A 15,054-nucleotide genomic window follows, 5' to 3' on the forward strand; every position below is an offset into this window, starting at 1 on the left:
CGAACGCATCCGTCACCCTCACCCGCAGCGTGTTCGCCATTGCGCCGTCAGCCACGGCGTTATCCTGCGTCACCTCCAGACTCGCGATCTGCGCCGTCCTGACATCGGCGATAAACGTCACATCCCGGCTCTGGCTGCTGCTGTTAATGCTGGCAGTGACCGCACTGATTCCGGCGGTCTGGCTGGTGACAGAGATCTCCGCCGTGCCGTCCGGCTGTGTGGTGACCGTCGGAGCAACCGTTGCGCCGTTGTCCGCCAACACGCTGACCGTCTGCCCGCCCAGCGCATTACCGAACGCATCGGTGACCCTCGCCCGTAGCATATTCGCCATTGCACCGTCTGCCGCTGAGCCGTCTTGCGTCACCACCAGCTCCGCGACCTGCGCCGTGCTAACATCAGCAACAAAGTTCACCGTTTTACTATCGCTGCTTTGATTGACCTTAGCCTCAACAGTGCTGGCATCCGCTACGGTACTGCTCAGATCAACCTCTGCCATGCCATGCGCATCCGTCCTGATATCTGCGCTCTGCCTTGCATTGGCAAATACAGCCGCCCCTTTCGTCACCGTAAAGGTGACAGTCTGCTCTGGCAGCACATTGCCAAACTGATCTTCCACCCGAACATTCACCGTATGTTGATCGCTACCATTGGCCAGCACATCCTGGCTACCCGTTGTCACTTGCATCGCGACGATTTGTGCGCTGGCGGCATCGCCACTAATACTGTAAACATTTGAAGTCAGGGCGCTCGCCCAGCCGGACATCTGTAGCTGTGCTTTTAAACCGGTGCCAGGAAGTAAAGCGGTATACGTTGCGGTATAAATGCCTTTTTGATCTTCATTCCAGGTAATGCTTTCCGCTTTTGTATTTGGCAGCTGGATAGCCTGGCTGATAGCGTCTCGTTGCCCCCCGACCAGGTTTTCATAGCTATCCTTGAGCGTTACCGTAACTTTAATCGCACCGCCTGCGGTATAGGTCGTTTTGTCGGTAACGATAGAGGAATAAGCCAGCACAGCTCCGCTTTCGCGGATGACATACGCATCGGATTGCTGCGCGCTACTCCATGTCGATAGTTTCAGCGTGGCGTAATGGCGATCGCCAGCAATCTTCGCGGTTCGGGTGGTGGTGTAAACGCCATCAGACTCTTCGCTCCAGTTACCCGTTTCATTTTTATCTGTACCGCTCACCTCGACCACACCGCTACCCGCCAGCAGCGAAGCCATCCCTTTCACCAGGTTTTTCTGCTCATCCATAAGGGTAACTGACACTTTTATCTTGCCACCCGCGGTGTATGACACATCGTCCGTCTTGATGGTGGAGGTCAGCTGCGAGATATCGCCAGTAATAAAGCTCACTTCCACAGACTGACTACTGCCATTGATCTCGGCCTTGATAAGACTGTTTACCGCCTGGTCACTGGCAAGGTTAACGCTGGCAATCCCGTCTTTATCTGTCGTCACAATACCGCCATTTGGATCGGCAAAAACCGCCGCACCATTCACGACCGTGAAGGTAACATTTTGTCCCTGCAGTAAATTTTGATGCACGTCCCTGACCGTCACAGCGACGGTATTGTGATCGCGTCTGGCGACTGCGTTATTCGCGGTGATCTGCATCGCTGCGATTTTGGCGGTATCTTTATCACCCGCAATACTGAACGCATCCGAATGCTTGGTTTGCCAGCCGGGCATCGTCAGCTGGGCCGTTAATTTGTCGCCAATGAGATGGGCCGTATAGTTTGCTTTGTAAACTCCCTCACTTTCTTCCGTCCAGGCACTAACAGCATCAGTCTTCGTGTTGTCTACTTTAACAGCCTGTTTAAGAAGTTCTTTTCTTCCGGTAACCCCGTTGCCATTCTCATCTTTCAGGGTCACTTTTACGCCTATCGGCTTACCCGCGACGTAATTATTCTGGTCTGTTTCAATCATGGAGTCCGCTCGGGATGCCATATTAGCCACAATGGCAATCAGCGCTGGTGTTTTAGCAACATCGTCGCCGTTAAATTGTGGCATCAGCGACAACGCGCCTGACGTCTTCCCGGAGGTAACTAACTGGGTATAGGTTCCGTTACCGTTGTCTTTCCATTCGCTTAGGGCGAAATCTTGCAAACCTTTCGCATGGGTTTTTAATGTCATACCCGGGATAGGCTTGCCGCTGGAATCTCGCGCGGTATAGGTCAGCGTTGAGATTGATTTTCCATCCGCAAGCAGGATTTGTAGATCGACAGAAAGCGTTGAATCAGCGAGGCTTAGTGTGGGTTTTTCTACAACCACCATACTTTCTTCACGCCGGGAGAAATTCCCTTTCGAATCTTCCGCTATAACTGTTATTGGGTAAGTGTTGTCGGTTTCAGGCATTACCGTAAATCGGTAGGGTGGAATAGTGACCTGAATATCCTTGCCGGAAACAGCAACTTTCCCGCCCGCAGATTGCAAGGAAGCGGCTTCGATGTCATAACCTTTCAGCGCGTATTTGGTTTGTAAGGAAGAAACCAGCGATTTAACCTCGCCCGGCTTGCCTTTCAGCGGATCGGTCAGCGTCAGCCGCACCAGTTCTTTCTTGCGATATTCAAGGACAATATTGTTATTACGATCGACCAGGTCATAGCGACTGCCTACAAGGCTACGCCGTGCTGCTACTTCAGCCGGATCGAGCTGTTTTTGCAGTGATTGACCGGGTTGCAGCGTCAGCTCCATACCAATTCGGGTGTCGTTTTCTCCCTGTTTGCCCTGCCGTTGCTCGGCACTAAAGGAGATCAGGGGAACGGGGGTGTAACTCAATCCTGCGGTAATCGCGTGAGGATCATTTTGTCGCTCATCTTTACCAAATAGCGCCACTTCATCGCCGTAATATTGTTCATAGACTAACTTACCGCCCAACTGCGGCCAGGCCGGTAACCAGCCTTCGGCGCGAAGATCCCACCCGTTCGCCGGACGTGCTTCATAGTCATTGTCGAGTTCCGGTGCACTACGCCAGTTACTGAGGCGCAGATAACCGTTGCCGCTCAGTTTCAGGTAATCGCGCCAGTATTCAACGCCCATCCCGGTTCGGGTGTGATAGCGGGTCAGGTCATGATCGATAAACAGGTTTATGCCAGACATCCAGCTCGATGTGAAATAACGCCAGCCGATACCGTGGTTGGTTTGAGTGCGATCATCCGTACGGTGAAGTGTGTGCTGGCTGAAGACCAGGTTATCCGGCGTTTCGTACCACGGATGGAGAAATTCAAATGACGAGCTTTTAAGGCTGAAATCTTCATCAACACCAAGAGATACCCGGGCAGTTCCCCAACGACTGAGCCAGTCCGTCGCCTGCGCAGACACAGAAGAAGCCACCCAGCCACGCGCCATACTCGCAGCCTGTTCGCTGTCCATATCGCGCGCTAAAAGTGTCCCACTTTGTTGCGCCACTTCCGCGACCTGCATTTGTGGATCTTTACCGTCGCGCTCCATCTGCATTGCTTTCAGAGTGCGCGCTTCAGGGCTGTTACTGTTGATGAGTGGTACATCTATCTCATCGCCCTGACGCACATTGTCAAAGCCACGCGCAAAGGTACGGAACTGATTCAGGCGACGTAATTCATCCATGGTGATACCAAAGCGTGTCGCGACCGATTGTGCCGTTTCCAATGCCCCCAGGGTGTATGGGATAGTTTTAACATTCGGCAGGATCTGTGACGCGGCGGTATCCGCACGAGCATGGTTAATATATGTAGGGGCAGCAGCCATAACAGGGAAAATAGTTTGTGTTATCAGGCAAATACCGGCGGTCAGACGACGTAAACGATCCCCCAATCCACATATGGTTTTATCACCCCGACGATCGCCATTCCCATGCGCTTTCCCTGCCATTTGTCATCCCTGTCGCTATGCGTTCAGATTAAATGACTTTTCTTTAACATGAGGGAAAATGATGATTCATGATGAGTAAATGATGAATGCTGGTAGAAGAATGGAAATAACAACAAGATAAGAACAATGCCCGATCAATTGTTATCAGAGGGAAGAACAGGAGAGTGTTCCCACCACAGCAGTAACCCCTCCTGTAAATACGTTACTTCATTTTCACCTTTGCGGTGACTAACAGCGCGGTAAGCAACATCAATGTGCCGGACAACATCAGCGGCGAAGTCAGACCAATGTTATCCAACGCATAACCGCCGATTGCCGCACCGCAGGTATTGGCAAGCTGAATAACGGCCACCTGAATAGACCCAGCCTTTTCTGCCTGATCGGCTAGTGAGCGAGTGATCCACGTTGACCAGCCAACGGGAATTAAAGCAAAAGTCAGCCCCCAGATAATCGCAACGCCGGTCGCCACGATTTTATCGCTTCCCCACAACGTCAGCACCAACGCACTCAGAGCCAGTATTAACGGCGCACCTGCTAAGGCCAGTTTTACCGAATGTTTAAGAATGAACGACGAAAGCGACGTGCCGATAAAGCTGGCGATACCAAAACTCAACAGCACCAGCGTTAAGCCATCCACGCCGAATCCTGCGAGATTCATATACACTGGACGAATATACGTGAAGAAAGCAAACTGCCCGGCGAAAGACATGAAGATGGCGATCATCCCGGCCATCACGCCCGGACGCTGTAATAAGCGGAAAGTATTTTGCTTCTGATGCGAGGGTTCGCCAGGCAGCGAAGGCAATGATTTGATAATCCAGATAATACACAGCACGCCCATCACCGCCGCCGCATTAAAGACATTGCGCCAACCGATAAGCTCACCTAAAAAGCTGCCCAACGGTGCGGCTATCACCAGCGCAATAGAAACCGCGCCGAAAATCACCGACAGCGCCTTCGGCACCGTACGCGCTGGTACCAGACGCATGGTCAGCGACGCCGACATCGCCCAGAACCCGCCGAGTGCCAACCCCAGACAGGCACGACCGATTAAAAGCAAACTGAATGAGTTGGCAAAGGAAACCAGCAAGCAGGAGAGCGTCAGCAAAACGGCAAACAAAATAACAACGTAGCGGCGGTCAGTGGCCTGAATTGTCTGGGTAATAAACAAACTGGCAAACATTGCCACAAAGGCGGTCACGGTCACCGATTGCCCGGCAACCCCTTCCGAAATACCTAAATCCTGGGCCATTGGCGTCAACAAACTGACGGGCAAAAACTCAACGATAATCAGGCAGGCGACGCAAAACGCTACCGAGAAAACGGCGGACCAGTTCGGTCGGATGATGGCATCCGCGCCGCGGTTTTCGGCAATAAATTCACTCATGGTGTTACCCGTGGCATGTTTCAGAGGAAAAGCCGACCACTTTAACATTGAAATGTGTGACACATTTAACGTTTTTGCAACTTTTACGGTGTTGTGGGAAAAGTTCGAGGCTGCTCGAAGAAATAAAAATCATAGGGCAAGCTGATATGCATTTTCGCGATTGGGTTGGGAATAAGGGATAAAGTATTGCACTTGGTGATATACTTTAATAACAGGACCTCAACGATATGCGCGTGTTTAAAACCAAATGGTTTGCAAGGGAAGCCAGGTCTCATGCAATAACAGATGAAGAGTTGTGCCGGGCCATTTTAGAAACGGAGCAAGGTAAAGCTGATGCACTTGGTGGTGGCGTTTTTAAAAAGCGCCTTCACCAAAATCGTGAGCGTGCAATTATTCTGGCAAAAGGGGGAAGCAATTGGTTTTACACGTTTTTATATGCAAAACAGGATATGTCGAACATCAATAGTCAGGAACTGGCTGGGTTTCGTGAACTTGCAAAGCATTATGCCTTCCTGACGAAAGCCCAACTAACAGCAATGATTAACACTAAAGAACTGACAGAGATCTGCTATGACTGCAAAAACTAAATTTAAAAGTCCTGCATTTGAGGCTATTCACAGCGCAGCTGCTGGATTGTCCAGCGTCGATGCTATTTCTGCCGAAACGATGCGTACTTTTGACAAAGCCTGCCTGACCAGCGTGCAAGACTTACAACCTGTTGAGATAAAAGCACTGCGGGAAAAATTAAAAGTGAGTCAGCCCGTCTTCGCTCACTATCTCAATACCAGCGTTTCAACTGTACAAAAATGGGAAAGTGGCGCTAAACGCCCCAATGGCATTTCATTAAAACTGCTCAGCATTGTGCAAAAACACGGGCTGGAGGTGCTGCTGTAAATAGAACGTAGATAATGCGTTCACCTACTGTCAGTTCCGATGCCGGATGCGGCGTGCACGCCTTATCCACCCACCAGCTCAGGCGCGGTCTGTAGGCTAATAAGACGAAACGGTTTTAATGCAGCCAGTGAACGCCCTCAGCAGGCTGAAAGAATGCGTTATAGCGCATCTGAAAAGCATTAATATCCTGCATTTCAGGTTCGGTTTCGCGCAGAAAACCCAGCGCCAGCCTGACCTGAGCATCGGTAATCGGCGCGGCGAGGCGAGCTTTTTGTAAAATCCGATGCCATTGCAGCAGGTTCTGTTCGCTTCCATCGACAATGACAATTTGCCAGATGAGCAACACCTGCGCGGCGTTTTGCAGGTGCGACTCATCCGGGCGATGCAAATAACGTAAAAATTCCTCACCGGCTGACTTTCCCATTTGATCGACCATCGACTCCACGGGTACGACATCAATATTCAGCCGATCGCTGAGACGGCGAATCGCCTTTCTGGCCCCGGATGTCAGCACCCGAAAACCAATTACAAACACCACCGCCAGCGTAGCGAGCATTATCCAGATCATGAGTTCTCCTGCGTAATCAGAACTCATGATATCTGGAAACCCTCGCCAGTTACTAATCCACCAAAATAATCTTCAGAGCAAACAGAGCTGCAACCACCACCACACACAGGTTCAGATCGCGCCAGCGCCCGGTGCACACCTTCATGATGCAGTACGACATAAAGCCAAGCGCAATCCCTTCGGTGATCGAGAAAGTAAAGGGCATCATCACCGTAGTAATAAATGCAGGTACTGATTCGGTAAAATCATCCCAGTTAACGCGCGCCAGGCTTGAGGTCATCAGCACGCCAACAAAGATTAACGCTCCGGCGGTGGCGTAGGGAGGGACCATCGCCACCAGCGGCGAGAAAAACATAACCAACAGAAACATAATGCCGACCACGACCGCAGTCAGCCCCGTTCGACCACCAACTGCCACACCAGAAGTACTTTCAATATAGGCGGTAACAGACGAGGTGCCGATAAACGCGCCCGCCACCGAACTGACGCTATCAACATACAGCGCCTTATTCATATTAGGGAATTTACCGTTACTATCTATTAAGCCAGCTTTATCAGTCACACCAATTAATGTTCCTGATGAATCAAATAGGTTGATCAGCATAAAGGAGAAAATGATACCAGCGAGTTCAAGTGATAATGCGCCACTCAAATCCACTTCACCAATGACGCCGCTAATATCAGGCGGAATGGAATAGACGCCGCTAAAATGAACATCACCGAAAAATAATCCACAGCAAGACGTCACCACAATAGAGACCAGCACCGCGGCATGAAAATGACGAGATGACAACACGGTTATAATAAAAAACCCTAATATACCTAACAACACACCGTGAGAACTTAAATCACCAATCATCACCAGGGTGTCTTTATTGGCGACAATAACACCAGTATTTTTTAACCCCATTAAGGCGATAAATAATCCGATTCCGCTAGTGATACCAATACGTAAACTTAATGGAATGTTGGAGATCATCCAGTACCGGATGCGAAACAGCGTGAGCAAAAATAGCCCAATTGCGCCCCAGAATATTGCGCCCATCCCAGTCTGCCAGGAGATGCCCATCGCCCCCACGACCACAAACGCAAAGAAGGCGTTCAGCCCCATTGCCGGAGCCAGCGCCACGGGTAAGTTAGCAAATATCCCCATCGCAATACTGCCGATACCGGCAATCAAACAGGTGGTAACAAACACCACTTTCGGGTCCATTTGTGCCGCGCCGAGGATTTGCGGGTTCACAAAAACGATGTACACCATGGTTAAAAAAGTGGTCATCCCCGCAATCAATTCTGTGCGGACGGTGGTCCCATGTTGAGGTAGTTTAAATAATCGCGAAAGCGTCCCTGATTCATTACTCACGTAATCGATATTGTCATTATTCATTTTTTTGTCCATTGGAGGAGATTTAATCCCTTGCTTTTGTAAAACAAATGACAACAACGGTTCAGTGATAATTATCACATTTCAATTGCGCATTAATGGATATTCTTTAATAATCTCGCGACGTTTCTTTATGATAAATAATAATCAAATTGATAAAATCAAAATGAGAAAAATATGAATAATTCCATTAACCATAAATTTCATCACATTAGCCGGGTTGAATACCAGGATTTGTTAGCCGTTTCCCGTGGCGACGCTGTTGCCGATTATATTATTGATAATGTCTCTATTCTCGATCTGATCAATGGCGGAGAAATTTCCGGGCCAATTGTGATTAAAGGACGTCACATTGCCGGTGTTGGCGCAGAATATGCTGACGCTCCGGCTTTGCAGCGGATTGATGCACGCGGCGCAACGGCGGTGCCAGGGTTTATTGATGCTCACCTGCATATTGAATCCAGCATGATGACGCCGGTTACTTTTGAAACCGCCACCCTGCCGCGCGGCCTGACGACCGTTATTTGCGACCCCCATGAAATCGTCAACGTGATGGGCGAAGCCGGATTCGCCTAGTTTGCCCGCTGTGCCGAACAGGCAAGGCAAAACCAGTATTTGCAGGTCAGTTCTTGCGTACCTGCCCTGGAAGGCTGCGATGTTAACGGTGCCAGTTTTACCCTTGAACAGATGCTCGCCTGGCGTGACCATCCGCAGGTTACCGGCCTTGCTGAAATGATGGATTACCCTGGCGTAATTAGCGGGCAGAATGCGCTGCTCGATAAACTGGATGCATTTCGCCACCTGACGCTGGACGGTCACTGCCCGGGTTTGGGCGGTAAAGAACTTAATGCCTATATTGCTGCGGGTATTGAAAACTGCCACGAAAGTTATCTGCTGGAAGAAGGTCGCCGGAAGTTACAACTCGGCATGTCGTTGATGATCCGCGAAGGGTCCGCTGCCCGCAATCTCAACGCGCTGGCACCATTGATCAACGAATTTAACAGCCCGCAATGTATGCTCTGCACCGATGACCGTAACCCGTGGGAGATCGCCCATGAAGGACATATCGATGCCTTAATTCGTCGCCTGATCGAACAACACAATGTGCCGCTGCATGTGGCATATCGCGTCGCCAGCTGGTCGACAGCACGCCATTTTGGTCTGAATCATCTCGGCTTACTGGCACCCGGCAAGCAGGCGGATATCGTCCTGTTGAGCGATGCGCGTAAGGTCACGGTGCAGCAGGTACTGGTGAAAGGCGAACCGATTGACGCACAAACCTTACAAGCGGAAGAGTCAGCGAGACTGGCACAATCCGCTCCGCCGTATGGCAATACCATTGCCCGTCAGCCAGTTTCCGCCAGCGACTTTGCCCTGCAATTTACGCCTGGAAAACGCTATCGGGTCATTGACGTCATCCATAACGAATTGATTACGCACTCCCGCTCCAGCGTCTACAGCGAAAATGGTTTTGATCGCGATAATGTGTGCTTTATTGCCGTACTTGAGCGTTACGGGAAAAGACTGGCTCCAGCCTGTGGTTTGCTCGGCGGCTTTGGCCTGAATGAAGGCGCGCTGGCTGCGACGGTCAGCCATGACAGCCATAATATTGTGGTGATCGGTCGTAGTGCTGAAGAGATGGCGCTGGCGGTCAATCAGGTGATTCAGGATGGCGGCGGACTATGCGTAGTACGTAACGGTCAGGTACAGAGCCATCTGCCGTTGCCCATTGCCGGGCTGATGAGCACCGACACGGCGCAGTCGCTGGCGGAGCAAATTGACGCCTTGAAAGCTGCCGCCCGTGAATGTGGTCCGTTACCGGATGAGCCGTTTATTCAGATGGCGTTTCTTTCCCTGCCAGTTATCCCCGCACTGAAACTGACCAGCCAGGGGCTGTTTGATGGTGAAAAGTTTGCCTTCACCACGCTGGAAGTCACGGAATAATAAAAAAAGCCCGGCGTCATGCCGGGCAAAAGTCACCAGTTACGTTTATGCCACTGTCAACTGCTGAATCTTTTTCTCGCGGCGGATTTTGCGTTCTTCCATCACCGCCACTATCGCCATCAGGCAGATACAACCAATCGCGGCGATATCCAGTGCGGCAAAGGTGCCTGCCCAGCCGGTAAGGCCGAATACCGGCGTACCATCGGCAATCATCCCCAGCCCTAACTTGGCAAAGCTGTCGCCAATCAGGTAAGCGAAGGTGCCTTTAATACCATCGGCAGCGCCAATGGCTTTTTTAGGTACAAAACCAACAGCGGCCACACCAATCAACAATTGCGGGCCAAAGACCAGGAAACCCAACGCAAAGAGAGAAGCCAGATAGATATATTCGTTGCTGGCATGTTGATACACACCGAGCGTGGCGATAATCAGCGCCAGCGCGATGCAGGCCACCAGACCACGGCGACCGTTCGCCAGGTCAGAGAGCCAGCCCCACAACAGCGTACCCACCAGCGCACCAGCTTCAAACAGCGTAAAGCCCTGAATCGCCACCGCTTTAGAGAGTTTCAGTTCCTGGAACGCATACACGGTTGACCACTGGTCGATACCAATACGCACCACATAGAGGAAAATGTTGGCGAAGCACAGCAGCCAGATCACTTTGTTTTTCAGCACATACTCAACAAAGATCTGCCACTTGGTCATATCGGTAGATTCTGTCTCTTTGTCCTCTTCGCTGATCTCTTCGCCGAACAGTTCTTCAGCTTTGCCGAGGCCATAAGATTCCGGGGAGTCGCTGCCGTAACGCAGGCCGATAAAACCGACAATCAGCGCGATAATCGACGGGAAGATAAACATGCCGATGACATGGCCATCGAACAGGTAATTTGCGCCGAACAGCGCCACACCCGCCGCGCCCGCACCGCCAAGGTTGTGAGAAATGTTCCAGAAACCGAGGAACGTCCCGCGCTTACGACGCGGCGTCCATTTGGTGATGGTGGAGTAACTGCACGATCCCCCGGTACTCTGGAAAAAGCCGCTTAAGGCGTAGAAGGCAATCATCAGGAACAGACTAACCGAGCCGCTGCCCATACTGGCACTGAAGCCCAACATACAAATGGCAGACAAGATCAGCATGAACGGCAGGAATTGTTTGGTGTTTTTGCCGTCAGCGTAATAGGAAACCAGTGTTTTACCCACACCATAAGTGATGGAGAAGCCCAGGCCGATCATCCCCAGCTGCGTCATGCTCAAGCCGTAGGTCGAGATCATGTCGTTCTGCGCGATGTTAAAGTTCTTGCGAATCAGGTACATCGTCAGGTAGCCGATAAAGACCACCAGGTAGGATTGCATGAACGGTTTGAACCACATTTTGCGCCGCACTTCGAGCGGAAGATCCAGGGTCGGCTTGCGAACCTGGTTTAAGAAAGCCAGCATGGGTTACTCCTGAAATGAATACCTGCGTGAGGTATGCATTGTAAAAATCAGCAGCAAATCAGGCCTGAGATAGCGTCCAGGCAAAACCTGGAAAATTTCTTAGTTTTGCCGGATATGAAGTGAAAAAGTGAGATGCATCACGCTTCGCGCGGTGTCTGGGCATTCAAAAAGGGCAGTAACAGCAGTGCGGAAATCCCGGCGGCAATGGCGATAACCACAAAAAAACCGCTCCAGTGCCAGGTATCGAGTACTTTCGCCAGCGGCCAACCAGCAAGCGACGCCCCCAGATAAGCAAACAAGCCGACAAACCCCGTTGCCGCCCCTGCCGCCTCCTTGTGGGAACACTCTGCTGCCGCCATGCCGATTAACATCTGCGGGCCAAAGACAAAAAAACCAATGGTGAAGAAGCAAGTTGCCTGCATCACGTAGCTGGCAAATGGCATCAGCCACAGCGAGCCGACGGACAGTAAAATCCCGGCGGCGAAAATTAAATTCATCGGCCCGCGGTTGCCGTTAAAGAGTTTGTCCGAGCCCCAACCCGCTACCAGCGCACCGATAAATCCGCCCATTTCAAACATTGTCACTGCCGTATTCGCCGTGACCAGATCGACGCCCAGCGTCTCGGACATATACAAATTGCCCCAGTCGTTGATCGCCGCCCGGACCACATAGACCAGCACATAGCAAAACGAAAGCAGCCAGATATACGGATTCAGCAACACATATTTGGTGAGGATCTCTTTACGTGTCAGCCCTGCCCCTTCTTGATGTTGAGCGATTTCCAGCGCGTCGTGTCGCCATTCGCCGATCGCTGGTAAACCTAACGCCTGCGGGCGATCGCGCAGCCGCCAGCAGAGAATAATCCCCACGACTATCGCCATACAACCGGCAATCATCATCCCGGCACGCCAGCCGTAATGCAGCGCGCTCGCTGCCATCACAATGGGAATGAGCGCACCGCCAACGTTATGCGCCGTGTTCCATAATGCCCACCAACCCCCGCGCTCGGTACGAGAATACCAGGCCGTTAACAGACGCGCACACACCGGTGAACCCCAGCCCTGGAAAAAGGCGTTCAACACCCAGAGCACGGCAAACGCCCATAGCGACGTCGAGAAGCCAAACAGAATGTTGATGATGCCCGTGGCGATAAGCCCTATCCCCATAAAATAACGGGCATTTGAGCGGTCGCTGACAATGCCGGAGACAAACTTCGACACGCCGTAGGTAATGTAAAACAGGGTCGCTAACAGGCCGATATCGCTACGGCTGAGCACGCCATTAGCAAGGATTTCTGGTACGGCGGCGTTAAAACTTTTCCGCGTGAAGTAAAACAGCGCGTAACCCAGCCAGATGGTCAGCAGAATATGGCGACGCCAGTAACGGTAACGGGCATCAATTTCTTGTTTATCGCTAATCAACGGCGCGTCAGCTGGCGCTTTCAGAAACGGCAACATCATCAAGCCTTAGACATAACGTTGAGGTAGAGAAACACTGACACGCGTGCCGTGCAAACAGGAGATGGTCAAGGTGCCACCCAGCGCCGTTACTCGCTCGCGCATTCCGGTGAGGCCAAAACCGTGTTGCCCGGAACCCGGCGGTAAACCGCTACCATCGTCTTCAATCACCAGCATCAACCGTTCGTCCTGCTGCCAGCCTTGCAACGTGACCGCACTGGCATCGGCATGTTTCACAATGTTGTTCAACCCTTCCTGGCAGACGCGAAACAGTGTCACGCGCTGGTTTTCGCTTAACGCTGATTCATCGATTCGCCATTCGAGATGGCTGACAATACCGCGCCCTTCCAGCTCCATTTCCCGCATCAGTGAGCGGATGGCCTGCTCCAGAGTGAGATCATCCAGCTGGCGCGGACGTAACCGCCCTAACAAGCGGCGCACCGCGTCGTAAACGCCCAGGGATAACTGTTCGATGAGCTGCCCGCTCTGTTTCACGCGGGCGTTATCCGCCGCGAGCCGCTGGACAATGCCCGCTTGCGTACGAATGGCGGTGATGGTCTGACCGATATCATCGTGTAATTCACGCGCCACATCACGACGCACACTCTCTTCGGTTTCCAGCAAACGTTCAGCCAGATGCTGATTGCGCGCCAGTTCCTTTTGCAGCGACTGGTTAAGTTCACGCAACCGCTGGATGCCAGCGCCCAGTAACAACCCTGTCAGACTTTGCACCAGCAGTGAGAGCAATAAATCGACCGGATGGTCACGCCAGGTTTGACTGGCGATCAGCGCGATGGCGTTCATCAACGTCGCAATCAGCGCCCCTTGCCAGCCGTAGTGCCATGCCAGCGCGATAATCGGCAGCGCCAGGCAGAATGGCGTAAAGCGCGACAGTTCATCCGGCAATCCCAACTGGAGCCAGAGACTGATAACAAACAGCAGCAAGTACCAGACCAGATGCCGCCCGCGCCAATTGATCGGTTGAGAAACCAATGACGGACCGAGCGGCAGCCAGGTGTTATTGGCGAGATAGTGCCAGAACACCAGACATATCGGGGCCAGCGTCAGGCCGCCAGTTAAAGTTAACAGCAGCGCATTCCACGACTCTTTGCCGTACCAAAGCCAGGGCAACGACTGCAACAACGCCGCCGCCGTCAGCGCTGCCCCCTGTAACAGCAGGGTGCGCCAGTCGCGTTGATGGCGATAGCGTGAGATCAGCGCCACGGGCAGTAACGTCAGCAAACTACCGATCATCAATAAGGAGAAATGGCTTAAACCAACCGCCTGCATTAACCAATAAATCAGCAGCCATTCCGCGCCCAGCAGCACTGGCCAGTATCCGCGTGGGCATTGCAACATTAGCCCAAGTCGAAGACCAAACGGAAATAACAGCACCGCCATATCAGGGCGCTCAACCAGATGCAGGCTGATACTCCACAGGCAAAACCACGCGGCAGAGAAGATAAAAAAGCAGGCAATAACAGTAATTAAGCGGGAGAACAACGTCTTCATCACCAGCCATCAAACATGCGGCGCGCCAGTTCCACGTCGTTACTGACGCCCAGTTTTTCCATCAGGTTGGCGCGATGGACGTGTACCGTTTTCGGCGACAAGCCCAGTTCGGCGGCAATCTCTTTCACCGCCATTCCTTGCGCCAGTTTTTCCGCCACCTGGCGTTCACGTTTGGTCAGTGGATCCTGGCGACCGGATGCCAGTTTAATGGCAATATCCGGCGTCAGATAACAGCCGCCCGTGGCAACCGTATGCACCGCAGCAATCAGTTCATCCGGGCTACAGCGTTTGGAGAGAAAGCCGCGCGCCCCCGCGTTAAGCGCCTGCTCAACCAGTGCCGGACTGTCATGAACGGAGAGCATAATTGTCGCCATACCTTTCGGCAGCTGGCTTAGCAGCTCCAGACCGGAGATATCGGGCATGGAGATATCGCAAATACACACCTGCACACCGCGCCCCGGCAGCCCCGCCAGTGCCTCGCGCCCCGAACCAAACTCGGCAACTACCTGCAAATCAGGTTCCAGCCCCAGCAGCTGCGCAAAGCCGGAGCGGACGATAAGGTGATCGTCTATAAGGGCAACGGTGATCATGATTGGGTCCTGGCGGATAAAAAACGCGCAT

General features: G+C 52.2%; 9 protein-coding genes and 2 pseudogenes. 3 read left to right on the top strand and 8 right to left on the bottom strand.

Annotation, left to right across the window (positions count from 1 at the left end; genetic code table 11):
* Together air and nepI are read right to left on the bottom strand one after the other, a co-directional pair.
* Nucleotides 1-3,850, bottom strand: a pseudogene (gene air, locus HEN33_RS13610) (inverse autotransporter adhesin EaeX/Air); the annotation flags it as partial.
* A gap of 202 nt (nt 3,851-4,052) precedes the next feature.
* Nucleotides 4,053-5,237 carry a purine ribonucleoside efflux pump NepI gene (gene nepI / locus HEN33_RS13615; RefSeq protein ID WP_032185504.1) on the bottom strand — a complete coding sequence of 395 codons (1,185 nt, stop codon included), beginning with the start codon at nt 5,235-5,237 and terminating at the stop codon, nt 4,053-4,055.
* Between the two features lie 233 nt (nt 5,238-5,470).
* Between nepI and HEN33_RS13620 the strand changes: the two genes are divergently transcribed.
* Nucleotides 5,471-5,824 (top strand): type II toxin-antitoxin system RelE/ParE family toxin, encoded by a 354-nt coding sequence (locus HEN33_RS13620; RefSeq protein WP_001521686.1) that lies wholly within the window; start codon nt 5,471-5,473, stop codon nt 5,822-5,824.
* Entirely contained in the window at nt 5,808-6,131 is a 324-nt protein-coding gene (locus tag HEN33_RS13625; RefSeq protein WP_000125643.1) for a helix-turn-helix domain-containing protein, read from the top strand. The genes HEN33_RS13620 and HEN33_RS13625 overlap by 17 nt, the downstream gene beginning before the upstream one ends.
* A gap of 115 nt (nt 6,132-6,246) precedes the next feature.
* Here the strand turns inward: HEN33_RS13625 and HEN33_RS13630 are convergent, their stop codons facing one another.
* Together HEN33_RS13630 and adeQ are read right to left on the bottom strand one after the other, a co-directional pair.
* Nucleotides 6,247-6,699 (bottom strand): DUF1198 domain-containing protein, encoded by a 453-nt coding sequence (locus HEN33_RS13630; protein ID WP_001353562.1) that lies wholly within the window; start codon nt 6,697-6,699, stop codon nt 6,247-6,249.
* Nucleotides 6,700-6,751: 52 nt separating this feature from the next.
* Nucleotides 6,752-8,086 (bottom strand): adenine permease AdeQ, encoded by a 1,335-nt coding sequence (gene adeQ, locus HEN33_RS13635; RefSeq protein WP_176263341.1) that lies wholly within the window; start codon nt 8,084-8,086, stop codon nt 6,752-6,754.
* A 174-nt stretch (nt 8,087-8,260) separates the two neighbouring features.
* Here adeQ and adeD point away from each other — a divergent pair.
* A pseudogene (adeD, locus tag HEN33_RS13640) lies at nt 8,261-10,027 on the top strand (adenine deaminase).
* Between the two features lie 45 nt (nt 10,028-10,072).
* Here adeD and uhpT read toward each other — a convergent pair.
* The 4 genes from uhpT to uhpA all read right to left on the bottom strand — a co-directional run bounded on the left by uhpT (nt 10,073) and on the right by uhpA (nt 15,023).
* On the bottom strand, nt 10,073-11,464 hold the full coding sequence (gene uhpT / locus HEN33_RS13645; RefSeq protein WP_000879194.1) for a hexose-6-phosphate:phosphate antiporter: 1,392 nt from the start codon (nt 11,462-11,464) through the stop codon (nt 10,073-10,075).
* A gap of 137 nt (nt 11,465-11,601) precedes the next feature.
* Nucleotides 11,602-12,921: an MFS transporter family glucose-6-phosphate receptor UhpC gene (gene uhpC / locus HEN33_RS13650; RefSeq protein ID WP_176262770.1), complete on the bottom strand. Its 1,320-nt coding sequence runs from the start codon at nt 12,919-12,921 to the stop codon at nt 11,602-11,604.
* A gap of 9 nt (nt 12,922-12,930) precedes the next feature.
* On the bottom strand, nt 12,931-14,433 hold the full coding sequence (uhpB, locus tag HEN33_RS13655; RefSeq protein WP_001355057.1) for a signal transduction histidine-protein kinase/phosphatase UhpB: 1,503 nt from the start codon (nt 14,431-14,433) through the stop codon (nt 12,931-12,933).
* Complete coding sequence (gene uhpA, locus HEN33_RS13660; RefSeq protein ID WP_000633668.1) at nt 14,433-15,023, bottom strand: transcriptional regulator UhpA; 591 nt, start codon at nt 15,021-15,023, stop codon at nt 14,433-14,435. The genes uhpB and uhpA overlap by 1 nt, the downstream gene beginning before the upstream one ends.
* Nucleotides 15,024-15,054 lie beyond the last annotated feature (31 nt).

The sequence above is a fragment of the Escherichia sp. 94.0001 genome, assembly GCF_013369155.2.
GTDB classification, from domain to species: Bacteria; Pseudomonadota; Gammaproteobacteria; order Enterobacterales; family Enterobacteriaceae; genus Escherichia; species Escherichia coli_F.

Excerpts from the sequence above, each read along its gene's own strand:
- uhpC (WP_176262770.1), bottom strand. The coding sequence starts at position 12,921 with ATGTTGCCGTTTCTGAAAGCGCCAGCTGACGCGCCGTTGATTAGCGAT.
- uhpT (WP_000879194.1), bottom strand. The coding sequence starts at position 11,464 with ATGCTGGCTTTCTTAAACCAGGTTCGCAAGCCGACCCTGGATCTTCCG.
- HEN33_RS13630 (WP_001353562.1), bottom strand. The coding sequence starts at position 6,699 with ATGATCTGGATAATGCTCGCTACGCTGGCGGTGGTGTTTGTAATTGGT.
- nepI (WP_032185504.1), bottom strand. The coding sequence starts at position 5,237 with ATGAGTGAATTTATTGCCGAAAACCGCGGCGCGGATGCCATCATCCGA.
- adeQ (WP_176263341.1), bottom strand. The coding sequence starts at position 8,086 with ATGAATAATGACAATATCGATTACGTGAGTAATGAATCAGGGACGCTT.
- HEN33_RS13625 (WP_000125643.1), top strand. The coding sequence starts at position 5,808 with ATGACTGCAAAAACTAAATTTAAAAGTCCTGCATTTGAGGCTATTCAC.
- uhpA (WP_000633668.1), bottom strand. The coding sequence starts at position 15,023 with ATGATCACCGTTGCCCTTATAGACGATCACCTTATCGTCCGCTCCGGC.
- uhpB (WP_001355057.1), bottom strand. The coding sequence starts at position 14,433 with ATGAAGACGTTGTTCTCCCGCTTAATTACTGTTATTGCCTGCTTTTTT.